The organism is Nocardia sp. bgisy118, assembly GCF_057708605.1.
On the sequence record NZ_JBYISM010000020.1, the window covers coordinates 109,090 to 135,700 of the forward strand.

At 69.4% G+C, this 26,611-nt stretch carries 15 protein-coding genes; 9 read left to right on the top strand and 6 right to left on the bottom strand.

Going from position 1 to position 26,611, the window contains the following annotated elements; translation table 11 throughout:
- The first annotated feature begins 2 nt into the window (after nucleotides 1-2).
- The 4 genes from lnt (at nucleotide 3) to AC3EO7_RS23735 (ending at nucleotide 17,718) form a co-directional block, all read left to right on the top strand.
- Nucleotides 3-1,694 carry an apolipoprotein N-acyltransferase gene (gene lnt, locus AC3EO7_RS23720; RefSeq protein ID WP_435592428.1) on the top strand — a complete coding sequence of 564 codons (1,692 nt, stop codon included), beginning with the start codon at nucleotides 3-5 and terminating at the stop codon, nucleotides 1,692-1,694.
- A gap of 376 nt (nucleotides 1,695-2,070) precedes the next feature.
- Nucleotides 2,071-15,762: a non-ribosomal peptide synthetase gene (locus AC3EO7_RS23725; RefSeq protein WP_435592414.1), complete on the top strand. Its 13,692-nt coding sequence runs from the start codon at nucleotides 2,071-2,073 to the stop codon at nucleotides 15,760-15,762.
- Nucleotides 15,763-15,778: 16 nt separating this feature from the next.
- Nucleotides 15,779-16,771, top strand: a complete 993-nt coding sequence (locus AC3EO7_RS23730; RefSeq protein WP_431970606.1) for an ATP-binding cassette domain-containing protein — start codon at nucleotides 15,779-15,781, stop codon at nucleotides 16,769-16,771.
- Between the two features lie 143 nt (nucleotides 16,772-16,914).
- Nucleotides 16,915-17,718 (top strand): ABC transporter permease, encoded by an 804-nt coding sequence (locus AC3EO7_RS23735; RefSeq protein ID WP_431970635.1) that lies wholly within the window; start codon nucleotides 16,915-16,917, stop codon nucleotides 17,716-17,718.
- Nucleotides 17,719-17,786: 68 nt separating this feature from the next.
- On the opposite strand, the gene AC3EO7_RS23740 is transcribed toward AC3EO7_RS23735, so the two are convergent.
- The gene (locus AC3EO7_RS23740; protein WP_067791875.1) at nucleotides 17,787-18,122 is read right to left on the bottom strand and encodes an RNA polymerase-binding protein RbpA; all 336 of its coding nucleotides are present in this window, start codon (nucleotides 18,120-18,122) and stop codon (nucleotides 17,787-17,789) included.
- Between the two features lie 264 nt (nucleotides 18,123-18,386).
- On the opposite strand from AC3EO7_RS23740, the gene AC3EO7_RS23745 reads away from it, so the two are divergent.
- Entirely contained in the window at nucleotides 18,387-18,710 is a 324-nt protein-coding gene (locus AC3EO7_RS23745) for a hypothetical protein (protein ID WP_068061705.1), read from the top strand.
- Between the two features lie 95 nt (nucleotides 18,711-18,805).
- Here the strand turns inward: AC3EO7_RS23745 and AC3EO7_RS23750 are convergent, their stop codons facing one another.
- The 3 genes from AC3EO7_RS23750 to AC3EO7_RS23760 all read right to left on the bottom strand — a co-directional run bounded on the left by AC3EO7_RS23750 (nucleotide 18,806) and on the right by AC3EO7_RS23760 (nucleotide 20,778).
- Nucleotides 18,806-19,306 carry a hypothetical protein gene (locus AC3EO7_RS23750; protein WP_435592415.1) on the bottom strand — a complete coding sequence of 167 codons (501 nt, stop codon included), beginning with the start codon at nucleotides 19,304-19,306 and terminating at the stop codon, nucleotides 18,806-18,808.
- Nucleotides 19,288-19,854, bottom strand: a complete 567-nt coding sequence (locus tag AC3EO7_RS23755) for a hypothetical protein (protein WP_435592416.1) — start codon at nucleotides 19,852-19,854, stop codon at nucleotides 19,288-19,290. The genes AC3EO7_RS23750 and AC3EO7_RS23755 overlap by 19 nt, the downstream gene beginning before the upstream one ends.
- Nucleotides 19,855-20,082: 228 nt before the next feature.
- Nucleotides 20,083-20,778 carry a M23 family metallopeptidase gene (locus tag AC3EO7_RS23760; protein WP_431970604.1) on the bottom strand — a complete coding sequence of 232 codons (696 nt, stop codon included), beginning with the start codon at nucleotides 20,776-20,778 and terminating at the stop codon, nucleotides 20,083-20,085.
- A 183-nt stretch (nucleotides 20,779-20,961) separates the two neighbouring features.
- On the opposite strand from AC3EO7_RS23760, the gene AC3EO7_RS23765 reads away from it, so the two are divergent.
- A complete protein-coding gene (locus tag AC3EO7_RS23765) occupies nucleotides 20,962-21,279 on the top strand; it encodes an ArsR/SmtB family transcription factor (RefSeq protein WP_431970603.1) in 318 nt (105 codons plus the stop codon).
- Between the two features lie 4 nt (nucleotides 21,280-21,283).
- Here the strand turns inward: AC3EO7_RS23765 and AC3EO7_RS23770 are convergent, their stop codons facing one another.
- Nucleotides 21,284-22,258, bottom strand: a complete 975-nt coding sequence (locus tag AC3EO7_RS23770; RefSeq protein ID WP_431970602.1) for a glycosyltransferase family 9 protein — start codon at nucleotides 22,256-22,258, stop codon at nucleotides 21,284-21,286.
- A gap of 196 nt (nucleotides 22,259-22,454) precedes the next feature.
- Between AC3EO7_RS23770 and AC3EO7_RS23775 the strand changes: the two genes are divergently transcribed.
- The 3 genes from AC3EO7_RS23775 to AC3EO7_RS23785 all read left to right on the top strand — a co-directional run bounded on the left by AC3EO7_RS23775 (nucleotide 22,455) and on the right by AC3EO7_RS23785 (nucleotide 25,724).
- Complete coding sequence (locus AC3EO7_RS23775; protein ID WP_431970601.1) at nucleotides 22,455-22,868, top strand: VOC family protein; 414 nt, start codon at nucleotides 22,455-22,457, stop codon at nucleotides 22,866-22,868.
- An 85-nt stretch (nucleotides 22,869-22,953) separates the two neighbouring features.
- Nucleotides 22,954-23,538 (top strand): HdeD family acid-resistance protein, encoded by a 585-nt coding sequence (locus tag AC3EO7_RS23780; RefSeq protein ID WP_431970600.1) that lies wholly within the window; start codon nucleotides 22,954-22,956, stop codon nucleotides 23,536-23,538.
- A 416-nt stretch (nucleotides 23,539-23,954) separates the two neighbouring features.
- A complete protein-coding gene (locus AC3EO7_RS23785; protein ID WP_435592417.1) occupies nucleotides 23,955-25,724 on the top strand; it encodes a hydroxysqualene dehydroxylase in 1,770 nt (589 codons plus the stop codon).
- Here the strand turns inward: AC3EO7_RS23785 and AC3EO7_RS23790 are convergent.
- Nucleotides 25,721-26,548: an MFS transporter gene (locus AC3EO7_RS23790; RefSeq protein WP_435592418.1), complete on the bottom strand. Its 828-nt coding sequence runs from the start codon at nucleotides 26,546-26,548 to the stop codon at nucleotides 25,721-25,723. The two genes, AC3EO7_RS23785 and AC3EO7_RS23790, sit on opposite strands and share 4 nt — an antisense overlap.
- Nucleotides 26,549-26,611: the final 63 nt, after the last annotated feature.

The window sequence follows — 26,611 nt, forward strand, 5'->3', positions numbered from 1 at the left end:
CGATGCCCGGCCTCGCGCGCACCGGCGTCGCTCCGGAACAGTTTCGCGGCGTAGCGGCGCGTGTCGTGGCCGCGCTGATCGCGGGACTGCTTCTCTTCGGCAGCTTTCCGCCGCGGCCGTTCTGGTTCCTCGCGCCGGTCGGCATCGCCGTACTCACCGCGACGGTCCGCGGCGCGGGCAGCCTGCGCGGCGGCTTCGGCTACGGAATGCTCGCGGGGCTCGGCTTTTTCGTGCCGCTGCTGCCATGGACGGGAATCTACGTCGGACCTGCGCCGTGGCTGGCGCTGTCCACCGCGTGCGCGGTCTACCTCGGACTGTTCGGCCTGCTGACCAACCTGATCGGGCGGCTGCCCGGCTGGCCGCTGTGGGTGGCGCTGGCCTGGGTGACGGCCGAATGGATCCGCTCCAGCTTTCCGTTCGGCGGATTCCCCTGGGGACGGCTGGCTTTCGGGCAGGCGGACGGTTGGTTCCTGTCGCTGGCCGCGGTCGGCGGCGCGCCGCTGATCGGCTTCGCGGTGGCGCTCACGGGCACCGGGCTCGCGGCGCTGGTCGAACGGCTGGCGATGGCGCGCCAGGCGGCGAAGGCCGCTGCGGGCGAGCGGAACTCGGCGGGCGAGGCCGTGGGCAGCGACTCGGCGAACTCGGCTAGATCCCGGGCAGGTCTCGCATCGAGGACCGGAATTATCACCGCGGCAGCGACTTTGGCTATCATGCCGATCGCCGGAGTGATCCTCCGGTCCGCGCTGCCCGCCCCTGACGACGGTGACCGGACGATCACGGTCGCCGCGATTCAGGGCAGCGTGCCGCGGCTCGGACTCGACTTCAACGCGCAGCGACGGGCGGTGCTGGACAACCACGTCCGGCGCACCGAGCAGCTGGCCGACGAGGTCGCCGCGGGGCGGGTGCGGCAGCCGGATGTGGTGATCTGGCCGGAGAATTCCTCCGACATCGACCCGCTGCGCAACGCCGACGCCGCGGCGCTCATCACGCGCGCCTCCGAGGCGATCCACGCGCCGATCCTGGTGGGCGCCGTGCTCGTGAACGGCGATCGCACCACAACGAATTCGGTGATGGTGTGGAACGGCGCGGCCGGCCCTGGGGACCGGCACGACAAGAAGATCATCCAGCCGTTCGGCGAGTACCTGCCGATGCGTTCCTTCTTCCGGCTGTTCTCCGAATACGCCGACCGGGCAGGCTATTTCGTGCCGGGTGACGGGGACGGCGTGGTGCGCGCCGACGGCGTCGACATCGGCGTGGCGACCTGTTACGAGGTCGCCTTCGATCGGGCCTTCCGCGATTCGATGCGGGCCGGAGCGCAACTGCTCACCGTGCCGACCAACAACGCGACCTTCGGCGACAGCGAGATGACCTACCAGCAGCTGGCCATGTCCCGTGTACGCGCGGTGGAGCACGGCAGGGCGCTGGTCGTCGCGGCGACCTCCGGTGTCAGCGCGATCGTCACCGCCGACGGCGCGGTGCCGCAGCAGACCGATCTGTTCGTGCCCGCGGCCCTCGTCGCGGACCTGCCGTTGCGCAGCAGCACCACATTGGCTACTCGAATCGGCGCCACACCGGAATGGGTCTCCGCTATCCTGACCGCTGCCGCCGTCGTTGTTGCATGGTCCCGCCGGCGGAGGTCGCAGTCTGTCTACGCGACCGACCAGGGTTTTTCGGTCGACCAATCGGTCGGCTGACCTGGATAACGATCTCATCGACAACCGAACATCCGGTCTTTTCCGGGACAGGCGAGACCTCCGTAGCCTGTTCGTGATGTTGCGTGCCGTTTGCTGGCGTGACTCGCGAGGTCGATCCTGTCCGCGGCGTCAGCCGTCGGACCTCGGTGTTTCCGGTCCGCGACGCCGCTCGCCGCAAAAGTTTGCGGAAATGTAGCTGACCAAAAAGACGTTCTGCCAACGTCGTTCGATGTGAAACAAATCCAATACGTCGGCCATCCGGCATCTGGGGTGCTCCGAATCATAGGGCGTGGATCACACGTCCTACGGCTCGCGCGTGCGTGCCCGCCGTGGGGGGTCGGGGAGTTGCGTCAGTTGCGGCAGAACGGAGTGATGAATGAGTTCATTGGCCACCGATCGCGTCGACCAATGCACTTCGGGTGAATTTTCGGCACAACCGTTCGCTCTCTCCCCAGCGCAGACGGCCCTGTGGTATGCCCAGCGGATTCGGCCCGACGTTCCCTTGACGATCGCCCAGTACCTCGAGATCCATGGGGATCTCGACATCGGGTGCCTGCTCTACGCGATCGAACGTTTCGGTGCCGAGACCGAGGTCGGGCACGTACGGATGGCGGAGATCGACGGTGTTCCGCACCAGATGGTCGACTGGTCCCGCCGTCCCGGCTGGGGCCGCGTCGACATGCGCGACCAGCCCGATCCGCGCGGCGCCGCACTGCGCTGGATGACCGAGCACGCCAGCTCTCCCATCGATCTGGAACGCGATCCACTCACAACTAACGTGGTGCTGCGCGTCGGCGAATCCGAGTACTACTGGTACTCGCGCGGGCATCACATTGTGATCGACGGCTACGGCGCGATGAACGCGCTGACGCGGACGGCCGAGATCTACACCGCCGTGCAGAATCAGACGGAGCCGTCGGTCTCGCGCGCGACGGGGCTGGAACAGATCTACGCCGACGAGTCGGCTTACCGCGAGTCCAACCGGTTCCGCACCGACCGCGACTATTGGCGCGAGCAGCTCTCGGACGCGGGCGGGCCGCTCAGCCTGTCCCAGGTCGCGGTGACCACCTCGACGCCGGATCCGGGCAGGCGCCTGGCCATGGGCATGCTCGACGATCACGCCGATACCACCATGACCGCGGCGATGGCGGCGTTCGACACGAACAACTCGACGCTGTTCGTCGCGGCGCTCGCGTGCTACGTGCGCTCGGTGACCGGCGATTCGGACGTGGTGCTGAGCCTGCCCGTCGCGGCGCGGACGACCGTCGCGCTGCGCCGTTCGGCGGGCGTGCTGTCGAACGTGGTGCCCATCCGCCTGCGGTTCGACGCCGACACGACCGTCGGAGACGTGGTGCGCTCGACGGAGCTGCAGATCACCGGCGCGTTGCGGCACCAGCGCTACCGGCACGACGACATCCGGCGCGACTGCGGCTATTCCAGGGACGCGCGCGGCTTCTTCGGGCCGATGGTCAACATCATGCTGTTCCACAACGAACTGAAGTTCGGTGATCTGACCGGCTCGCTGCACGTGCTCGCCACCGGACCGGTGGAGGACCTCTCGATCAACCTCTACAACGGCGAGGCCGGGCACATCCATGTCGACTTCGAGGCCAACCCGCGGCTGTACGGCGACACCGAGGTCGCCATGCACCACGGTCGCTTCCTCGACTTCCTCGGCAAGTTCCTGGCGTCCGAGCCGGCGACCGCGGCGGAATCGCTGTGCGCCCTCACCGACGCCGAACGCGATCTCGTGCTACGCGACTGGAACGCCACCGAGGCGCCGGTCCAGGACGACACGCTGGCCGGGCTGTTCGCCGATCGCGTCGAGATCTCCCCGGATGCGACCGCGCTGGAGTTCGAAGACCGTGTGCTGACCTACCGCGAGCTCGACGAGCAGGCCAATCGATTGGCGCGGCTGCTCATCGCCCGCGGCGCGGGCCCCGACACGGTGGTCGGCCTCTGCCTGCGGCGCAGCATCGAGCTGATCGTCGGCATGTACGCGATCGTCAAGGCAGGCGCGGCGTATCTGCCGCTGGACCCCGATCATCCGGCCGATCGCATCGACGGCATCCTCGCCCAGGCCGAACCCGTGTGCCTGATCGGCGCCGAGCGCGACGGGCTCGCGTTGCCGCTGCGCACCCCGGTGCTGACGCTCGACACCGTCGATCTCTCCGGTTTCGACGCCGCGCCGATCACCGACGCCGACCGGAAGGCGCCGCTGCGCCCCGAGCACTTGGCCTACGTCATCTTCACCTCGGGATCCACCGGAAAGCCCAAGGGCGTCGGGGTATCCCACGCGGCCATCGTGAACCGGCTGCGCTGGATGCAGCACGAGTACTCGCTCGACCACACCGACGCGGTGCTGCAGAAGACCCCGGCCACCTTCGATGTCTCGGTCTGGGAGTTCTTCTGGCCCCTGCAGATCGGCGCGCGTCTTGTGATCGCCGCGCCGGACGGCCACCGTGACCCGGCGTATCTCGCCCGTGTTATCGCCGAAAAACGCATCACCACCGCGCATTTCGTGCCGTCCATGCTGTCGGTGTTCGTCACCGACACCGATGTGCGCCAGTGCGGCTGCCTGCGCCGGGTGTTCTGCAGCGGTGAGGCGTTGCCCGCCGCGATCATCCGCGATTTCCACGGGGTGCTGCGCGGGACCCAGCTGCACAACCTGTACGGGCCCACCGAGGCCGCCGTCGACGTCACCTACTGGCCGTGCCCGGAGGAGCCGGGGACCGTGCTGATCGGCTCGCCGGTCTGGAACACCCAGACCTACGTGCTGGACAGGCAGTTGCGGCCGGTGCCGCCGGGTGTCGTGGGTGAGTTGTACCTGGCAGGAGTGCAGCTGGCGCGCGGCTATCTCGGTCAGCCGCGGCTGACTGCCGACCGCTTCGTGGCCAACCCGTTCACGCCGGGGGCGCGCATGTACCGCACCGGCGATCTCGCCCGCTGGCAGCTGGAGCCGGCGGCGGACGGCCGGGGCGTACTGGAATACCTGGGCCGCACCGACTTCCAGGTGAAGATCCGCGGCCTGCGCATCGAGCTCGGCGAGATCGAGGCCGCGCTGCTCGACGACGATCACGTCGCGAGGGCGGTCTGCATCGCGCACGCGGGACGCGCAGGCGACGAGCTGGTGGCCTATGTCGTCGCGGCGCCCGGCGCCGACTTCGAACGCCTGGACACCGCGACACTGATGGCCGCGCTGCGGCGCACCCTCCCCGCCTACATGGTGCCTTCGGCGCTGATCGAGCTCGACGAACTGCCGCTCAGCGCCAACGGCAAGATCGACCGCAAGGCGCTGCCGGTGCCGACGCTCGTCGCCAGGACGATGCCGGTCACCGCCGCGCCGCGCACCGAGGTGGAGCGGGCGCTCGCCGCGATCTTCAGCGAGGTGCTCGGCACCGAGGCGATCGGGCTCGAGGACGGTTTCTTCGATCTCGGCGGCAACTCGCTCATCGCCGCGCGCGCCGTGGCGCGGATCAACGTCGCGCTCGGCACGGCGCTGACCATCCGTGACCTGTTCGAGGCCTCCACGGTTGCCGCGCTCACCCAGCGTTTCGCCTCGCACACCCCGGACACCAGCTCGCCGCGGCTGGTTCCCGCCGAACGGCCGGAACGGATTCCGCTGTCGCTGGCCCAGCAGCGTCTCTGGATTCTGAACCGCTTCGCCGAGCACGCCGCCGCCTACAACATGCCGCTGGCGGTGCGCCTCGACGGACCGCTCGACCACGCGGCGCTGCGTGCGGGCCTCATCGACATGATCGAGCGCCACGAGAGCCTGCGTACCACCTTCCCGGAGAGCGTCGACGGTCCGTACCAGCTGATCCACCCCGCGACGGACATCCCGCTCACCCTGGATCCGATCGACGCCGTCGGTGCCGACGTGACCGAGCTGGCCACCGAATTCGCCGGGTACGGCTTCGATCTGCGCAGCCAGGCCCCGATCCGGGTCGCGCTGTGGCAGACCGGCCCGCAGCAGCACGTGTTCCTGATCGTGCTGCACCACATCTGCGGTGACGGCTGGTCGGTGATTCCGCTGGCCGACGACCTCATGACGGCGGTGGCGGCGCGGGTCGACGGCGTCGCCCCGCAGTGGACGCCGCTGCCGGTGCAGTACGCGGATTTCTCCCTCTGGCAGCGCGAGCTGCTCGGTGACGAGGACGATCCGGCCAGTGCGCTGAGCCGTCAGCTGACTTACTGGCGCTCGGCGCTGATCGGGCTGCCCGATCAGCTCGATCTGCCGCTGGACCGCCCGCGCCCGCTGCGTCGCTCCACCGCCGGCGGCCGGGTCGCCTTCACGATCGCCGCCGAAACCCGCCGTGCCGCAGCGGAACTCGCCGCGACCCGGGGCGTCAGCATGTTCATGGTGCTGCACGCGGCGCTCGCGACGCTGCTGGCCCGGCTGTGCGCGAGCACCGACATCGCCGTCGGCACCCCGATCGCCGGGCGTTCCGATCCGGCGCTCGACGACCTCGTCGGCATGTTCGTCAACACCCTGGTGCTGCGCACCGAGGTGGATCCGGCGGCGGGCTTCGACCGCATGCTCGACGTGGCCCGTGAGACCGACCTCAACGCGTTCGCCAACGCCGATGTGCCGTTCGAGCGGTTGGTCGAGGTGGTCAACCCGGAGCGGACGGCCGCACGGCACCCGCTGTTCCAGGTGATGCTCTCCTACGACGGCACGCCGGAGCTCGCCATCGATCTGCCGAACGTGACGGCCCGAGTGCTGCCGCTCGCGTCCGACATCGCCAAGTTCGACCTGCAGCTCGAGGTGCACGACAGCTTCGGCGAGGGACCGCTGGCCGCCGAATTCGGTTACGCCAAGGACGTTTTCGACGAGCGCACGGTGGAGTGGTTCGCGCGGCGGTTCGTCGCGCTGCTCACCGCGGCGGTCGCGGCGCCGCAGCGGCCGGTCGGCGACATCGACATCCTCGATCGCAAGGAATCGGCCAACCTGGTGCCGATCGCGGCGGCGCCCGCCGAGCCCCAGATCTCGCTGGCCCGCCTGCTCACCGCCACCGCCGAGCGACTCCCCGATTCGGTCGCGGTGCGCTACCTCGGGCAGGACACGACCTACCGTGAGCTCGACGAGATGTCGAACCGCTTGGCGCGCGTGCTGATCGAGCACGGCGCCGGGCCCGAGGTCGTGGTGGCCATCGCGCTGCCGCGCAGCCTGGACTCGATTGCCGCCATCTGGGCGGTCGCGAAAACCGGTGCGGCGTATGTGCCCATCGATCCCGGGTACCCGGCCGAGCGGATCGGGCACATGATCGCCGACTCCGGCGCGATTCTCGGCCTGACCATCCCGGAGTGCTTGGCCGCCATGCCCGAATGGCCCGCACCGCGCGGGCGGCACCGCAAGTCGTACGTGGACTGGCTGGTGCTCGGCTCGACGGAACTGGCCGACGAATGCGACGACCAGTCCACCGCGCCGGTCACCGACGTCGACCGCTACCACCCGCTACGGACCAGCCACCCGGCGTACCTGATCTACACCTCGGGCTCCACCGGCATACCGAAGGCCGTCGTGGTGACCCACGCGGGTATCGCGTCGCTGGCCAGCGAACAGACGCATCTGTTCGGCGTCACGGATTCCGCACGCACACTGCACTTCTCGTCGCCCAGCTTCGACGCCTCGGTGCTGGAACTGCTGCTCGGCTTCGCGGCAGGCGCGACGATCGTGATCGCGCCCGCGGGAATGTACGGCGGCGCGGAGCTGGCGGAGCTGCTGCGCACCGAACACGTCACGCACGCGTTCATCACCCCCGCCGCGCTGGCCACCGTGCCGGACGAGGGGCTCGACGAACTCGAGGCCGTGATCGTCGGCGGCGAGGCGTGCTCGGAGGAACTCGTGACGACCTGGTCGGCACGGCACCGCATGCACAACATGTACGGACCATCCGAGGCCACCGTCGCCGCGACCGCGTCCGGCCCTATGGCCGCGGGACGTCCGGTGCCGCTCGGCATGCCGGTGCGCGGCATGCGCCTGTTCGTGCTCGACGCGCGCCTGCACCCGGTGCCGCCGGGCACGCCCGGCGAGCTGTACCTGTCCGGCCCCGGCTTGGCCCGCGGTTACCTGGGACGTTACGGCCTGACGGCGCAACGCTTCCCGGCGAACCCGCACGGCAGGCGCGGCGAAAGGATGTACCGCACCGGCGATCTGGTGGTCGCCGACTTCGGCGGGCGCCTGCGCTTCCTCGGCAGGGCCGACGACCAGATCAAGATCCGCGGCTTCCGCATCGAGCTCAGCGAGATCGATCACGCGTTGCGTGCGCATCCCGGGGTGAGCTTCGCGCTGACGCTGGTGCACACCGGCGAGCACGGCGACCCGCGGTTGGTGTCGTACGTGACGGCGGAACGGGACGCCGCGTCCGTCACGCCGGCCGCGATCCTGGAGACCGCGCGGCAGCGGCTGCCCGGCTACATGGTGCCCGCCTCGGTGATGGTGCTCGACGAGCTGCCCGTGGCGCCGACCGGCAAGCTGGATCGAAAGGCCTTGCCGCAGCCGGTGTTCGCGGGCGCGGGTCCGTCGAGGGCGCCGCAAACCGAGGCCGAGATCCGGGTGGCGGGCGTGTTCGGCGCTGTGCTCGGGCATCCGGTCGAGGGCGCCGAGGACAGCTTCTTCGACATCGGCGGCACGTCGCTGCTCGCCACCCGGCTGGCGGCCGCGCTGCACGAAGAGTTCGGCGTCGACCTGCCGGTGCGGACGCTGTTCGAGGAGCCGACGGTCGCCGCCGTCGCGCTGCGGATAGCGGAAGCGCCCCGGACGCAACGGGTGCCGCTGGCTGTTCACACCCCGCGTCCGGGACGCATCCCGCTGTCGCTGCCGCAGCAGCGACTGTGGTTCCTCAATCGATTCTCGCCCGAATCCAGCGCCTACAACATCGCATTCGTCATTCGAATCGACGGCGATCTGGATGTGGCGGCGCTGCGCGCGGCCCTCACCGATCTGGTGGAGCGGCACGAGGTGCTGCGCACCGTGTACCCGGAGGACAGCGGCGGCGCCCAGCAGTTGGTGCTGCCGATCGGCCGGGCACTGCCCTCGGTGGAGCCGATCGCGGTCGACGAGGCGGCAGCGAAGGACGCGCTGCGCGTGCTCGCGCGCGGCGGCTTCGACTTGACCAGGGACACGCCGCTGCGAATCGTGTTGCTGCGCACCGGCGCCGAGCGCTATCAGCTCGGCATCGTGCTACACCACATCGCGGCCGACGGCTGGTCGCTCGGCCCGCTGACCCGCGACCTCGCGATGGCGTACGCGGCGCGCCGCGACGGCCGGGTGCCGGGCTGGGCGCCACTTCCGGTGCAGTACGCCGACTTCGGGCTGTGGCAGCGGGCCTCCCTCGGCGACGAGAACGACCAGGACAGCGTCGCGGCCGCCCAGCTGGCCTACTGGCGCGACGAGCTGGCCGAGCTGCCCGCCGAGCTGCCGCTGCCGTACGACCGGCCGCGGCCCCTCGATCCCACCCAGCAGGCGGGCACCGTGCGGTTCACCGTGCCGGAGCCGGTCCAGCGCGCGCTGGCCGAGCTCGCGCGTGCGCAGGGTGTCAGCCTGTTCATGGTGCTGCGCTCGGCGCTGGCCGTGCTGCTGCGGTTCGTCACCGGCGGGCGCGACATCGTCATCGGCACACCGGTGGCGGGCCGCACCGATACCAAGCTCGACGAGCTGGTCGGCATGTTCGTGAACACCATGGTGCTGCGCTCCGATGTGGATCCGGACCGGCCGTTCGTCGCCCAGCTGCGCGCCGACCGCGACACCGAACTGAGCGCGATGGCCAACGCCGACGTGCCGTTCGAGCGCGTCGTCGAGGAGCTGGGCCGCGCCATGGGCGTCGGAGCGAACCGTCCGATGTTCCAGGTGGCGCTGACCGTTCAGGACGGCCCCACGCCGACCCTGGAGCTGCCCGCGTTGGCGCTGAGCGCCGAGGAACTCGACATCGCGCGCGCCAAGTTCGATCTGGAACTGCGGGTCGCGACCCGCGACAACGGCGCGCGCGCCTTCGAATTCGTCTACGCGGCAGAACTTTTCGATGCCTCGACGGTCGAGACGCTTGCCGATCGTTTCCTGCGCGTGCTGGCCACGGTCAGCGCGGACCCGCGCATGCCGGTGCGGGCGATCGATGCGCGCACCGAAACCGAGCGCAGGCTGCTCGGCCCGGCGACCGGCGGGGCGACCACCCCGCAGCTCACCTTGGCGGACTACTTCACCGCCACGGCGCGACGGCACGCGCGGCGCGAAGCGGTGCGGTCCGGCGGTATCGCGTTGACCTACGCCGAGCTCGACCGTCTCTCGAACCGACTGGCCCGTGCCCTCATCGGGCGCGGACTCGGCGCGGGCGATCGGATCGCGCTCGGCCTGACCCGTTCCATCGAATCGGTGCTCACCGTGCTCGCGGTCGCCAAGTCCGGCGCGGCCTTCGTGCCGGTCGACCCGAACTACCCGGTGGATCGCGTCCGGCACATGCTGATCGACTCCGGCTGCCAGGTCGGCGTCACCGTGTCCACGCACGCCCAACGGCTGCACGCGGCGACCGACGACACGGTAACGATCGACGGCACGGGGTCCACCGACGGCACGGTGTCGACCGACTGGCTGCTGCTCGACGACCCGACCCTGATCGCGGAGCTGGATCGATGGGACGACAGCACGATCGAGGAGTCCGAGCGGCTGCGTGCCGTGCCGCTGACGGAGCTGGCCTACATCATCTACACCTCGGGCTCGACCGGTAAGCCGAAAGGCGTCGCGGTCACCCACGGCGGAGTCTCGAACTTCGCCGACGAGGTCAGGGACCGGATGCGGGTCGACGCGAACGCGCGGACGCTGCACTTCTCCTCGCCCAGCTTCGACGCCGCCGTGTTCGACCTGCTGCTCGCGGTGGGTTCCGGCGCGACCATGGTGATCTGCCCGCCGGACATCTACGGCGGCGACGAGCTCGCCGCGCTCATGGACCGCGAGCGGGTCAGCCACACCTTCATGACTCCCGCGGCGCTGGCCACCATCGACAGCGAACGCTGGCCGCTGCCGCACCTGCGCTCTCTGATGATCGGCGGCGAGGCGTGGGGCCCGGAACTGGTCGACCGGTGGGCGCCGGGACGGCTGATGTTCAACGGCTACGGCCCGACCGAGACCACCGTCGTCGCCACCGCGAGCGAGGTGGCCGTCGGCGCGCCGATCACCATCGGCACGATGGTGCGCGGCGCGCGGGCCATGGTGCTCGACGATCGGCTGCGGCCGGTGCCGGTCGGCGTGCCGGGCGACCTGTACCTCAGCGGATTCGGCATGGCGCGAGGCTATTTCGAGCGCTTCGGCCTGACCGCCGCCCGGTTCGTCGCCGACCCGTTCGGCCCGGCGAACGAGCGCATGTACCGCACGGGTGACGTGGTGCGCTGGAACGCCGACCACGACCTGGTGTACCTCGGCCGCAGCGACCATCAGGTGAAGGTCCGCGGATTCCGCATCGAGCTCGGCGAGATCACCGCCGCGCTGGGCACACATCCGAGTGTCCGCTTCGCGCACACCGAGGTCAGGCACATCGCGGGCGCGGACCGGATCGTCTCCTTCGTCCACCCGTCCGACGAGCGGGCAGGCATCGACGTCGACGCGGTGCGCGAGCACGTGGCGCAACAGCTGCCCGCGCACATGGTTCCGGTGAGCATCACGGTGCTGGACCGGATTCCGCTCACCCCGGTGGGCAAGCTCGACATCGCGGCGCTGCCGGAACCGCAGTTCACCGCCGTGTCCGCGGGGCGCGCGCCGGAGACCGAGTCCGAGAAGGTGGTCGCCGCGGTGATGGCCGAACTGGTCGGCGTGCAGACGATCAGCGCGACCGACAGCTTCTTCGAGATCGGCGGAAACTCGCTGCTGGCAACCCAGCTGGTGGCCCGGCTGGAGGCGGCGACGAACACCCGGCTGGAGGTGCGCGGCGTCTTCTCGTCGCCGACTGTCGCCGAGCTCGCCGCCATGCTCGACTCCGGTCCCGCGGGAACGGCCACGCGTCCCGAGCCGGTGCGGCGCGACCGGCCCGATCGGATTCCGCTCTCCGCGGCGCAGCATCGGTTGTGGTTCCTGAACCGGTTCAACGAGGTCGGCGCGGCCGCCGACGGGCCGGACCGCAGCGCGGGCGCCTACAACATTCCGGTCGTGCTGCGGATGCGCGGCAGGCTCGACGTCGACGCGCTGGTGCATGCGCTGCACGAGGTGCAGGCCAGGCACGAGTCGCTGCGCACGGTGTTCCCGGAGCTGGACGGCGAACCGGCCCAGGTCGTCCTCGACGAGGACGACGCCGCGGTGACCCTGTTCGTCGCGACCGTCACCCCGGACGCCGTCGACGACGCGGTGCGGCGTTTCGCCGAACCGGGATTCGACCTCGGCGAGACCGTGCCGCTGCGCGCGGCGCTGATCACGGTGTCGGACGAACCCGATCCGGACGGCATGGCGCCGCCTGCCGCCTCCACCGACAACGTCCTGGTGCTGGTCGTGCACCACATCGCCATGGACGGCTGGTCGCTGGAACCGCTGGCCGCCGACGTGGCCACGGCCTACCGCGCCGCCTGCGCCGGGCAGCAGCCGGACTGGGACGAGCTGACCCTGCAGTACGCGGATTACACACTGTGGCAGCGGGATACGCTCGGGGACGAAAACGATCCCGACTCCGTGCTGCGCCACCAGCTCGACTACTGGCGGACCACGCTGGACGGCGTCCCAGAGCTGCTGAGCGTGCCCGCGGACCGGCCGCGTCCGCCGGTGCCTTCCTATCGCGGCGGCACGGTGGAATGCGCGATCGACGCCGTCACCCACCGGGAACTGCAGACGGTGGCCACTACCAACAACGTCAGCATGTTCATGGTGCTGCACGCCGCGCTCGCGGTGCTGCTGCACCGGATGACGGCCACCGACGACATCGCCGTGGGCACGGCGATCGCGGGTCGCGGCCACCCGGCGCTGGACCGGATGATCGGCATGTTCGTCAACACGCTCGTGCTGCGCACCAGGATCGATCCCGACGCGCGGTTCACCGACCTGCTGCACGGCGTGCGCGACGCCGACCTGGACGCGTTCGCCCACGCCGACCTGCCGTTCGAACGGCTCGTCGAGGTGCTGAACCCGACCCGCTCGCAGTCGCACCACCCGATGTTCCAGGTCATGCTCTCGGTGCGGAACCGCCCGGTCCGGACACTGGAGCTGCCGGGGCTGCACATCGAGGCCGAGGACGGCGACACCGGGATCGCCAAGTTCGATCTGCAGTTCACCCTCACCGAGGAGCAGACCGCGCAGCGCGAGCCCGCAGGCCTCACCCTCGCGGTGAACTACGCCAGCGATCTGTTCGACGAGCGGACCGCGCACGGGCTCGGCAAGCGCCTGATGCGGCTGCTCTCGGCGATCGCCGCGACGCCGACCGCCGCGGTCGGCGATCTGGAGCTGCTCGACCCGGAGGAGTGGACCGGGCTGGCTCCGGTGCGCGGTATCGAAGCCGACCGCCCGATCGTCTTCCCCGAGGTCTTCGAGGCCGCGGCGAACGTCGACCGCACGGCGGTGGCGCTGCGTTCCGACGGCACCCACGTGACCTACGACGCGCTGGATCGCTGGACCAACCGGCTGGCCCGCGTGCTCATCGGCTGCGGTGTCGGACCCGAAACGCTGGTGGCGCTGGGGATTCCGCGCTCGGTCGAGTCGGTCGCCTCGGTGCTCGCGGTGGCCAAGGCCGGCGCGGCGTTCGTGCCGGTCGATCCGCTGTACCCGTCCGGGCGCATCACCCACATGCTCACCGATTCCGGTGCGGCGCTGGGCATCACGCTCGCCGAGTACCGCGAGGAGCTGCCCGACGGCATCGAGTGGATCGTGCTGGACGATCCGGACTTCCGCGCGGCCGTGCTCGCGGAATCGGACAACGCGATCGCGGACGAGGAGCGGGTGCGTCAGCTGCGGGTGGACAACCCCGCGTACGTGATCTACACCTCCGGCTCCACCGGCACCCCGAAGGGCGTCGTGGTGACCCACGGCGGCCTGTCCAACTTCGCCGCCGAGACCGCGGAGCGCTTCGACGTCCATCCCGGCAGCCGGGTCCTGCATTTCGCGACGCCGAGCTTCGACGCCGCGATGCTGGACCTGCTGCTCGCCCTCGGCGGCGCGGCGACGCTGGTGATCACGCCGTCCGGGGTGGTCGGTGGCGCGGATCTGGCGCAGGTGTTCATCGAGGAAGAGATCACCCACGCCTTCATCACGACCTCCGCGCTCGGCACCGTCGACCCGACGGGCGTCACCGATCTGGCGCACGTGCTGGTCGGCGGCGAGGCGCTGCCGCCCGACCTGGTCACCCGGTGGGCGCCGGGCCGCAACCTGTACAACGTGTACGGCCCCACCGAGACCACCATCGTCACGGTGATCTCGCAGCCGATGGAGCCCGGCGGTCCGATCACGATCGGCGGTCCGATCCGCGGCGTCGCCGCGACCGTCCTGGACCACAGGCTGCACCCGTCGCCGGTCGGCGTCACCGGCGAGCTGCACCTGGCGGGCACCGCGCTGGCCCGCGGCTACCTGAACCGGTCGGGACTGACCGCGCAGCGGTTCGTCGCGAACCCGTACGGCAAGCCGGGCGAGCGCATGTACCGCACCGGCGACCTGGTGCGCTGGTGGTCCGGCGCCGCGGAGGGCGAGCACGAGATCGAGTACGTCGGCCGCACCGACCATCAGGTCAAGGTCCGCGGCTTCCGCATCGAGCTCGGCGAGATCGACACCGCGCTGTTCCGCCACCACGCCGTCGAGTTCGCCACCACCATCGGCTACCGCACGCAGGCGGGCAGCACGGCGCTGGTAGCGTATGTGAAGCCGCGCAACGGATCCGAGGTCACCGCGCGGGAGCTGACCGAGCACGTGGCCGGGCTGGTGCCGAATTACATGGTGCCGCAATCGATCATGCTCATCGACGAGGTGCCGCTGAGCCCGGTCGGCAAGCTCGACCGCCAGGCGCTGCCCGAGCCGGTGTTCAGCGCGTCCGGCGGCTACCGACCGCCGAGCAACCCCGTCGAGGCGGTGTTGTGCGCGGCCTTCGAGTCGGTGCTCGGCGTGGAGACGGTGGGCGCCGACGACGCCTTCTTCGAACTCGGCGGCAACTCGCTGCTGGCCACGAAGGTCGTCGCGCAGGTGCGTGCCGAGGGCATCGACCTGCCGGTGCAGGTGATGTTCGGCGAGGCGACGCCCGCCGCGATCGCCGCGCGGCTGACCGGCTCCGAGGGCGCCGCGGCCGCCATGGCCGGTGCGCTCGGGCCGGTGCTGCCCATCCGGCCGGTCTCCGCGAGGCGGTCGGCGCCGCTGTTCTGCGTCCACCCGGCGATCGGGTTGTCCTGGTGCTACTCGGGCTTGCTCGCGCACCTGTCACCCGACCGCCCGGTGTACGGGCTCCAGTCTCCGCACGTCGCGGGGGAGGACGGCTTCTCCTCCCTCGGTGAGGCCGCGGATTACTATGTGGCCCACATCAAGTCGGTGCAGGCCGAGGGGCCGTACCACCTGCTCGGCTGGTCGCTGGGCGGCCTCATCGCGCACGAGATCGCGGTGCGGTTGCAGGAGTCCGGCGACGAGGTGGCGCTGCTGGCGATGATGGACAGCTACCAGCTCTCCGACGAATGGCTCGAACACGCCATCCCGAGCGTCGCCGAGATCATCGCGGAGTTCGGCAGCGATCTGGGCGACGGCGACGACCTCGACCCCACGATGAGCCTGCTCGATGCGGCAGAACTGCTGCGCTCGCGGCCCGGTGCGTTCTCGGCGCTCACCATCGAGCACCTGGAACGGCTGTACGCGGGCTACGCCAACGGCACGGTGCTGGCGCACGGCTTCCGGCCGCGCACCTTCGACGGTGACGTGCTGTTCTTCACCGCCGCCGACGACGAGGTCAACCAGTCCGATCCGGCCAGGTGCGCCGCGGCGTGGGAGCCGTTCGTCACCGGGACCGTCCACGACCACGAACTGTTCTGCCGTCATTCGGCGATGACCGCACCCGAATCGCTCGCCGTGATCGGACCGGTGCTGAACCGGCATCTCGAGGGTGAAGCGGGCACAACGAAGGAGGATGCGTAGTGAGTGAGGTGCGGCCATGACTCTCGCGGTGGAAGTGCGCGGCCTCGTGAAGAGCTACGGCAAGGTCCGGGTGCTCGACGACATCGACCTGGAGATTCCGGCGGGAACGGTGATGGGACTGCTCGGCCCCAACGGCGCGGGCAAGACCACCACCGTCCGGATCGTGACCACCCTGCTGAAACCGTGCGCGGGTTCGGTGCGGGTGGCCGGGGTCGACGTGCTGCGCGATCCGGCGGGCGCGCGACGGCGGATCGGCCTGTCCGGCCAGTACGCCGCCGTCGACGCGAACCTCTCGGGTTACGAGAACCTGCGCATGGTGGCCCGGCTCTACGGGATGTCACCGCGCCAGGCCGCCACCAGAGCCACCGAACTGCTCGACGCGCTCGGCCTCGACCACGCCGCGCATCGCCGCGCGGGCACCTACTCCGGCGGCATGGCTCGCCGCCTCGATCTGGCGGGCGCACTGGTGGCCCGCCCCACGGTGGTGGTGCTCGACGAGCCGACCACCGGTCTGGATCCGCGAGGCAGGCTCGACATGTGGCGGGTCATCGGCGATCTCGTCGACGACGGCACCACCGTGCTGCTCACCACCCAGTACCTGGAAGAAGCCGATCTGCTCGCCGACCGCATCACCGTCATCGACCGCGGGCGGGTCATCGCGCGCGGCTCGGCCGACGAGCTGAAGACCTCGATCGGCGGCGACCGGCTCACCGTCACCTTGGCCCCCGGTCAGGAGGCGAAGCCCGCGATGAGAGTGCTCGCCCAGGTCGGCGTGGGCGAGCCGAGCCACGATATCGGCACCGAGGAGGTGACAGTGGTGGTCGGCGACGGCTCGCGCACGATGGTTCAGGCGTTGCGCAGGCTCGACGACGCAGGGGTGTGCGTCGTCGACGCGAGCGTGCACCGGCCGAGTCTCGACGACGTATTCCTGTCTCTCACCGGCACCCCCGCGCCCACGTCGGGCGCCGAATCGGAAACCGACGACGTACCCGAGGAGATCATGTCGTGAGTCAGCGACGCGAACCGACGACGACCAGCGCACGTGAGTGAGGTGACCCTGTGACGAGTGCATCGACCGTGGTACGCGAAGAGCTCGACAAGTCCGAGGAAGCCCCGCGGCAGCCGGAGCCGAAAGCGGCTGTGGCCCTGGAGATCACGCCTCCGAAGCTGCGGGTCTTCCGTGACAGCGCGATTGTCGCGCACCGCAATCTGCTGACCATCCTGCGGGTGCCGACGCTGCTGGTGACCGCGACGATCCAGCCGCTGATGTTCGTGTTCCTGTTCGCGTACATCTTCGGCGCCACGCTGGGCGGCGGCCAGTACCGCGAGTTCCTGCTGGCCGGAATCTTCGCCCAGACGGTGGCCTTCAACGCCGCGTTCACCACCGTCGGCCTGGCGGGCGACCTGCAGAAGGGCATCATCGACCGGATGCGCACATTGCCGATGTCGCGGCTGGCGGTGCTCATGGGCCGCACGCTGTCGGATCTGGTGGTGAACATCCTGAGTTTGGCGGTCATGGTGGGTTGCGGCTACATCGTGGGCTGGCGTATCAACGGCGGAGTCGCCGACGCCGCCTTGGCCTTCGGAATCATCCTGCTGTTCGCGTTCGCGATGTCGTGGGTGGGCGCGGTCACGGGCCTGTTCTCGCCGACCGTCGAGGTGGCGCAGAGCGCGGGTCTGATCTGGTTGTTCCCGCTCAGCTTCATCTCCTCGGCCTTCATCTCCGCCGAGACGCTGCCGGGACCGCTGCGCACCATCGCGGAATGGAATCCGATCACCGCGGTCTCGGCGTCCGGCCGCAAGCTCTTCGAGAACGGGTCGCCGCCATCGTTCGTGCCGCCGTCGGGCTGGGCGGCCGACCATTGCGTGGAATACGCGATCATCTGTTCGGTCGCGATCCTGGCCGTGGCGATGCCGTTGGCGCTGCTGCGCTACCGCAAGGTCGCCAGCCGCTGACACACCCCGCCGATGTCATGACAAAAGGCCGCCTCCCGAACGGGAGGCGGCCTTCGTAGTCTGCTGCGTCAGGCGCGGCGGCGGGTCTTGAGCAGTTCGAGGCGCTCCTTGAGCAGTTCCTCGAGCTCTTCCTTGCTGCGGCGCTCCAGCAGCATGTCCCAGTGGGTGCGCGGCGGCTTGACCTTCTTGGTCTCCTGCGTGGTGCCCTCGACCAGGATGCCCTCCTGGCCGTTGCGGCACAGCCAGGTCGGGGGGATCTCGGCGTCGTCGGCGAAGGGCACGTCGAACTCTTCGCCGTTGTCGGTGCGGTACCGGGCGATCCGACGCGGGGCCAGGTCGTGGTCGCGATCGGTCTCGTAGCTCACCGCTCCGAGCCGACTGCCCCGGAGTACGCGATCTGCCATGGTGTGCCTCTCCCTGTGTGCTCGAGTCTTGTTGCGCTGCGACCGTGCCCGGGCGAACGCGTCCTGCGCTCGCTGGACCTCTAGTGCAACGAACGGGCCTGCGTCAATAGTTCCCGATACGGCGACGGTGAACCGTTCCATTGTAGTCGGTGCCGAGGTAGTTGCTCGCCACGCGGGCGGCGGTGCGGTCGGCTGTGTTGCGGTCCGGCCACGGTGGGGGGTCTCCGGGCGCACCCCGCGGGCGACACACTAGTGTTCTGCCTCATGTCGCGCCGCTTGCTGTCCTGCCTGTGGTGTGGGCGGGAGATCGTCGAGTCGGAGGCCGGACGTCGTCGCCGGTACTGCCGCCAGTCCTGCCGCCAACGGGCCTACGAACACCGCAACAGCCTCAAAGGCACCGGTATTCCGGAAGACTCCGTGGTGCTCAGCGCCCAGGAGGCCGCCGACTTGGCGGACCGCTGGTTCGCGGCCCGCTGCGCCGCCGAGGACATCGCCACCGCGATCGGCGAAGGCGCCGACACCGACGAACTCGCCTCCCTCAGCGCGACCCTCGTCACCTTGGCCCGCGAAGCGGAACGGCTGCGCTAGCCCACCGAACGTGGGCGGGATGACTTCGTCTCGGATGCCGATCGCCTGCGCTGAGAACGGGCGAACGGCTGTGGGCTGTCACGATGGCGTCCTCATTACACGGCTGTCTGTGCTTCGGCGACCAGTCGTCGTCCGTGTCGGCGGACGACGAGGGTCGCGCTGACGGCGAAGGCGGTGAGGCAGGCGTAGGACGTGAGGGTGGCGGCGTCGGGGTGGACGAGGGACTGGGCGCGCATCGCTTGCGCGAAGGTAACGGCCAGCAGCCCGGTGTAGGCGAGGGCGAGGACGCCGATGAGGGCGGCCCGGATGGATTCGGGGCGCAGCCAGGCGTGGCGGCGGGCCAGGCGGGTGAGCAGGAACGTGGCCAGGAGCAGGATCTGGATGCCGTGCAGGCCGAGGAAGTGGGGGATGCGCAGGTCGCCGCCGATGGTGCTCCAGTGGGTGAGCGGCATGCCTTCGGCGGCGTCGCGGACCGCGCGTTCGGCGGCGGGGGCGTCCCGCAGCACGGTGTGCCCGGCCACGAGTTCGACGACCCGTCCGTTGGCGTCGCGGACGAGTTGTCCGCCGGTGAATCCCATCAGATAGCCGAGGGCCATGCCCGCCACGGCCAGCGCGAGTCCGGCGTGGATGGCGCGCGCGGTGGGGCGTCGACCAGCCGCTGCCAGGACAAGATCAGCACGATCAGCAGGTTCGCGAAGAACAGGCCGGGTACGCCGGAGGCGAACACCGTCTGGCCGACGGAGTTGACCGGGTCGTCGGAGGAGTTGAAATGGCTGAAGGTGCCGCGGGCGGCCTGTAGCGCGATGAAGCCGACATCGAGCGCGCCGGTCACCGCGAACACCGTGCCGAGCCACCAGGTGGCGCGAGATCCTTTGTGTGGCAGGGACAACAGCCACGCCAGCGTGATCCCGTAGACCGCGAACGCGACCCCGAACTTGAAGGTCTTCAACCACACCGATTCCCCCAGCAGCGTGCGGTCGTCGACGACCATCGCGCCGAGGGAGAACACGGCCAGCGCGGTCATCGCCGCCGAAGACCACAGCAGCGGACCGTGCAGGCCTCGCACGCCGCGCGGCAGATCGAGCCAGGGACGCGGATCGAGGCGGTGGCGTCGGGTGACGGTGCGGAGCTCGGTCGTCGGCATGTCCCGAAAGTAGGTACCGGCGACGCCGGAACACGTCCCGCCGCAGCGCCATTCGCGTCTCGTACCGGAGTATCAGACGGCGCCGCCGCTCACCCCGGAGCGGGGGAGCGGCGAGCGGAAACGCACATGCCCGCGAACGGCGCTGTTCGCGGGCATGGCTGCCGGGAGTGACGACCGGCGGGGTTTCACGAGCCCCTCATCGTTGCTCGCGAAACCCCCGGGAGTGGATCACTCCTCGACGTGGCCTACATCGATGCCTCGGGCGGCGAGCCACGGCATCGGGTCGATCGGGCCGTAGGTGGGATCGTGCACTTCGTAGTGCAGGTGCGGTCCGGTGGACTGGCCACGGTTGCCGACGGTGGCGATCAGATCGCCCGCGCGGACCGGCTGGCCGACCTCGGCGAGGATGTCGTTGACGTGTCCGTAGACGCCGACGGTGCCGTCGTCCTGCTGGACCCGCACCCACAGGCCGAAGCCGGAGGCGGGGCCCGCCTCGATCACGACGCCGTCGGTGACGGCCGAGATGGGGGCGCCGAGCGGGTCACCGAAGTCGAGGCCGTTGTGCGCGGCCCCCCAGCGGCTGCCGAAGTTGGAGGTGAGTCGTCCGGCGACCGGGCGAACGGTCTTCGGGCGGGCGGCTTCCGCAGCTGCCGCGGCTTCCTGGGCGAGGCGGTGCTCTTCCCAGGCGGGGTCGACGACCTGGCCCTCGTCGGTGAACGCGGCATACTGGATGGCGCTCGAGTCGGCGGTGGCCTGGGCGGCGGCCGCGGGCGCGGCAGCCTGGTCATCGGGGTTGGCAGCGGCGAGGACGCCGAGAGTGGCGCCTACGGCGGCGGAGACAGCCACCGCACGGGTGGCGACACGGTGCCGGCGAGAGCGAGTCGCGCCGGGCCGAAGAGCGGATAACAGATCGGTCACGGGCATGACTCGAACGTAACGGACCGTGATAGTCGGTTCGTTATCTTGTGGCTACCATCACAGATCGGTAAAAGCCCAGCTCGTGTGTCACGAACCGATAACGACACGACGAGCCTCCGTTATCAACCTGCGGAAATTGGGTAATAGCCGATCTTGACCAGTTAATCGCTAGTTGATCACAATGTTTAAGTGGCGACTAACGGAGTCCGGGCCCTGGAGGCGCTGGCCGAGCCGACCAGGCGGGCGATTTTCGAGGCATTGCCGCAAGCGCCGAGGTCGGTGGGGGAGCTGGCCGAACTGGTCGGCGTGAGCAGCTCGGCGGTCTCCCAGCATCTGAAGGTGCTGCGGGCGGCGCGGCTGGTCATGGTGCGTCCGGAAGGCACCCGGCGGGTGTACACGCTCGACCCGCGCGGGCTCGGCGACGCGCGCGATTACCTCGACCAGTTCTGGCCGAGCGCGCTGGCGGCCTACTCGGCCGCGCTGAGCGAGGCGAGCGCCGAGGGGTGAGTAGTCAGCCGACCCGGCGATAGGTGGGGCGACGCGCCGCGGCCGAGTTGCGCTGGTTCAACTGCTTCTCGACGGCGCCGACGACGTCGGCCACTCCTATGCGCAACAGGCCCGGGTCGGGAGTGTCGGCATAGGGGTCGCCCGTCTGACCGGCCCACAGCACGATGTGCCTGGCGAGCAGGTGCGGCGGCGGACCGCCCCAGCGCGGCGGCGTCGGCCCGAACAGCAGCACCGTCCTGGTGCCGAAGGCCGTGGCCAGCCGTGCGACCCCGGTGTCGCCGCTGATCACCAGCGCGGCCTCGGCGACGGTGGCGGCGAGGTCGATGAGGTTCTGCTGACCCGCGAGCACGTTCGTCTGGGCGAGTCCGGCCCGCGCCGCGACGTTCAGCGCGATGTCGCGTTCGAATTCGTCGCCGGTGAGCACCACCTCGCGCCCGAGCACGAGCAGGTGCCGCACCACCGCGGCGAACCGGTCCGGCGGCCAGCGTCGCGCGGGCGCGCCCGCGCCGACGTGCACGACGACGCAGTCGCGGCGGCTGTTGGTGGACACGGGCGGCACCAGGCCCAGATTGCGGCGGTCCGCCACGATGCCGTCGGATTCGAGCAGATGACACCACCGCTCCACGTCGTGCATCTCCGGCTGCCAGTCCGGGCCTTCCAGCTCGGGAAACGCCGGGTTGCGGTAGGTCAGTATCCGTCCGGGGTCGGTCTTGACCAGTTCGACGATGCTCTCGGCGCTCGGCCCGTTCAGGTTCACCGCCAGCTTCGGCGACGGGCCGTCCCAGCGCAGCGCGCTCACGTCGGCGGTGGGCACCATGGTGTCCACCGACGTGATCAGGTCGATGATCGGTTTGAGGCGGTGTGGGGCGGCGAGCACGATCTGGTCGCTCGGCTCGGCGCGTCGCAGCGCACGAAGCGCCGGGACCGCGGTGAGCAGATCACCGAGTCCGCGTGCCTGCAGCACGAGTACAACCGCCACCCTCTTCTCCCTAGCAACCCGAGACTCACGAAATGCGACCCCCGCTCCGCAGGTGCTTACGGCGAGAGCCACTGAGGGATGACTTCCCATGCCGCGCGAGCGGTAAACGTGGACCGGGTCCAGCGTTATCTACGCCACTTTTCGCGGTGCGGCAGTACCCTCGCACGTGGCGGCAACGACAGCTAAGGAGCATCCGATGGTCTCCAAGCTCAATCCGTATCTCGGCTTCGGCGACAACGCGCGCCCTGCCCTCGAGTTCTATCGCGAAGTGTTCGGCGGCACCCTGGCGGTGAACACCTTCGGCGAGTTCGGCGACAAGGAATCGCCCGGCGCCGAACTGGTCATGCACGGCCAGCTGGAGACGCCGAGCGGGTTCACGCTGATGGCGGCGGACACTCCGCCCGGCATGGAATATCAACCGGGCAGCAGCATTTCGATCAGCCTCAGCGGTGACGACGGCGAGGAGCTGCGCGGCTACTGGGACAAACTGATCGCGGGCGGCGTGGTCACCGTGCCGCTGGAGAAGCAGATGTGGGGCGACGAGTTCGGCATGTGCCGCGACAAGTTCGGCGTGGCGTGGATGGTGAACATCGTCGCGTCCGGGGACTGACCGGCGCCGCGCCGCGGAGTCGATCCGCGGCGCGCTGTATAGCGAATGACCAGAAAACCTATGCCGCAAGGCATAACATCTGGTCATGACGACAAACAGTGTGGTCGAGGGACCTGCTCAGGCGCTCGTGCGGGCCGCCTGGCAAACCGTTCTGGTCACCGGCGTCCTCTCGGTGATCCTCGGAATAGTGATTCTGGTGTGGCCGGACAAGACCCTGTTGGTCGCTGGCGTCCTCTTCGGTATCTATCTTGTTGTCGCAGGCGTGCTGCAGCTGGTTGCCGCGTTCGGCGCGACCAAGAGCACCGGCATGCGGGTGCTGTACTTCATCAGTGGCGCGTTGTCGATCATCATCGGCATCTTCTGCTTCCGTGACGAGCTCGCCTCGATCCTGCTGCTCGGACTGTGGATCGGTATCGGCTGGCTGTTCCGCGGTGTGGCCATGCTGGTGGCCGCCATCTCCGATCCCGACCTGCCGGGCCGCGGCTGGCAGGGATTCTTCGGTGTGATCACCACGATCGCCGGCATCGTCCTGATCGTCTGGCCGGTCAGCTCGGTGGCCACGCTGACTCTCGTCGCGGGCATCTGGCTGATCGTGCTCGGTGTCATGGAGATCATCACCTCCTTCGGCGTCCGCAAGGACGCGGCGCGGTTCAGCGAGGCGGGCCTCTGATCGCTGCGGCCACCTCTTCTCCGCCCGGTGCGTGCTACGCGCCGGGCGGTGTCGTTTCCGGTCTGTTCGTGCAATACCCCAGGTAGCGCGACGTGCTCGCCGATCTCGATGCGCCTCTCGAGCAGCGCCGTCTCCGGGCTCGAGCCGTGTGCCGCCTGCCTATTTCGAAGGACTCACCGATAACATAATGGCCTCGATAGGAGTGGAGATATCTGACCCGAATCCCCATTGACGATGCAGCACTGCCTATATAGCGGGTGTTTTGCCGAAGTCGTGGCCCGCGAAGTTCTCCCGAATCGACTTCTCGTGTAAGGAATGATTGTTAACATAGTCTTCGCGAGGCAAAGGCGCCTGGGCGCGACGTCAGTGTCGAGTCGCGGGCCGATGGTCGGGAGTTCGAATTGCACAGAAGGCAATTGCCGTCGCAGTCGCGGCGAGCGTTCATCAAGTCCGCGGCGTGGGCGGGCGGCGTGGCCGCCGCCATGACATTGGCGCCGGCGCATCCGGTCCGGGCGGTGGCGGGTCGATCGGTCGCGGTGTTCGGCGCGGGGCCCGCGGGCCTGACCGCGGCGCACGAGCTGGCCGAGCGGGGATTCGCGGTCACGGTGTACGAGAAGCTGGCGGACTTCGGCGGCAAGACGCGCAGCATCTACAGCCAGGACGGGCTGCCGGGTGAACACGGTTTCCGAAGCTTCTTCGGCTTCTATCACAACCTGCCGGACACCATGCGGCGCACGCCCTTTCCCGGCAACGTGAACGGCACGCTCGACAATCTGGTGCGGCTCAACGCCGAGATGATCGTCGGGACGAATCGCAAGAACCTGACGATCCCCCTGCCGTTTCCGCTGCCCTTCTCGCAACCGCCCATGACGCCCCAGGCGTTCGTCGACTCGGTCGCCGCGGTCTTCGAGACGCTGTTCCGCCTACCGCTGCACGAGGCGATCTTCGCGGCCGAGCGCCTCGCGGTGTACGTATCCAGTTGCGGTGAACGCAAACTCGGCCAATGGGAGCGCATGACCTGGTGGGATTTCGCGAAGCTGGACAATTCTTCGCCGGAGTACGGCCGTTTCCTCGGCGATGGCTTCATCCGTTCGCTGGTGGCCACCAAATCCGCCAACTGCAGCGCCCATTCCATCGGGTTGGTCGGCGAGGAGTACGTGTGGTCGTTGCTGAATCTCAACAACGACAACGACGGACGCGGTAACGACCGGGTGCTCAACGGACCGACGACGGAGGCCTGGATCAGCCCGTGGGTCGACTACCTGCGCTCGATCGGAGTGACCTTCCGTGCGGGACAGCGGCTTTCGGGGTTCCAGCTGGATGGTTCGCACATCGTCTCGGCGACGGTGACCGACGCGGGCGGCGGCCGTCACGAGGTGGAAGCGGATCACTACATCTCGGCCATTCCCTTGGACAAGGTCCCCGACGTGCTGTCCGACGAGATGATCGCCGCCGACCCAGCATTGGACGCGATCCGTCGGCTGCAGGCGGCGTGGATGGTCGGGTTGCAGTTCTTCCTGACCGAGCGCGTCGATCTGGTCAACGGCCACACCTCCTTCGTCGACGCGCCGTGGAGCATGACCTCGATCAACGAGGCGCAGTTCTGGCGTCGTCCCCTGTCGACCTACGGTGACAGGACCGTGCGCGACGTGTGTTCGGTGATCATCTCGGAGTGGGACGCGCCAGGCACGTTCACCCGCAAGACCGCCAAACAATGCACGCCGGAGGAGATCGCGGCGGAGGCGTGGGCGCAGCTCAAAGCGGGCCTCAACGACGACGGCGTCACGCAGTTGACCGACGACATGCTGCACTCGTGGTTCCTCGACCCCGCCCTCACCGGCGCCGGAACTCCGGACGTGGCCTACGACGACCCGATCTTCATCCAGAACCCCGGCTCCTGGTACGACCGGCCCGACGCGCACACCGCCATCGACAATCTGTTCCTGGCCGGGGATTGGATCAAGACCCAGATGAACGTCGCGTGCATGGAAGCGGCCAACGAGGGCGGCAGACTGGCGGCGAACGCCGTCCTGCACGCCGCCGGCGTCCCCGGATCTCCGGCGAAGGTCTTCCCCAGATACACCATGCCGCTGTGGGAGCCGCTCAAACTGATCGATCGCGAACTGTACAAAGCGGGCCAGCCGAACATGTTCGATGTGATCGACCGGCGATATCCGGTCCGTTAGCGCTCGGCGAGTACGGCGCCGATCCGGCGCTCGGCGAGCCCAGCGCCGATCCGGGCTCCACCGTCGTTCCTGTTCCCGGTGCGAAGAAACGCCGCGACGAACAGCGCCGCGAGCGCGCTGGCCGCCCCCATCCCGAAGCCGAGGTGGAAGGCCGATTCGGCGGGGGCGGCGCCCGCGGCGGTGTCGATGGTGACGGTCGTGAGCAGCATCGCGAGGACGGCGCTCGAACTCGAGGTGCCGATGGTGCGCATCAGGGTGTTCAGCCCGGTCGCCGCCGCGGTCTCGGATTCCGGTACCGCGTTCATGACCAGGGCGGGCATCGCGCTGTAGGCGAGTCCCACTCCTGCTCCGTTCACTCCGGCGACGACCGCGAGCTGCCAGACACCGGGAGTCATCAGGGCGGCGGTGGCATAGCCGAAGGCGGTGATGACGAGCCCCGCGAGCAGCGTCGTCTTCGGGCCGTGGCGCGTGGACAGGCGGCTCGCGGCGGGGGAGAGCACCATCATCATGAAACCGGCGGGCGCCAGCGCCAGCCCGGCGACGAACGCCGAACTGCCCAGCCCGTACCCGGTGTTCTCGTCGGCCTGCAACAGTCGCGGCGTCAGCATGTTCTGGGTGAACATCGCGAAGCCCGCGAGCACGGCGGCGATATTGGTGAGCAACACCTGCCTGCGCAGCGATGTCGCGAGGTCCACCACGGGATTCGAGACCCGGGTCTCGTACCAGAGCCACAGCGCGGCCGAAATCGGGCACGCGACAAGGGGAACGACCACCGCGGGGTCCAGCCCCAGGAATTCCCTTTCGTGATCGGCACCAGCAGGCACAGCAGCACGACGCCGAGACCGAGTGCGCCGAGGTAGTCGAATCGACCCACTGCGCGCGCGTTC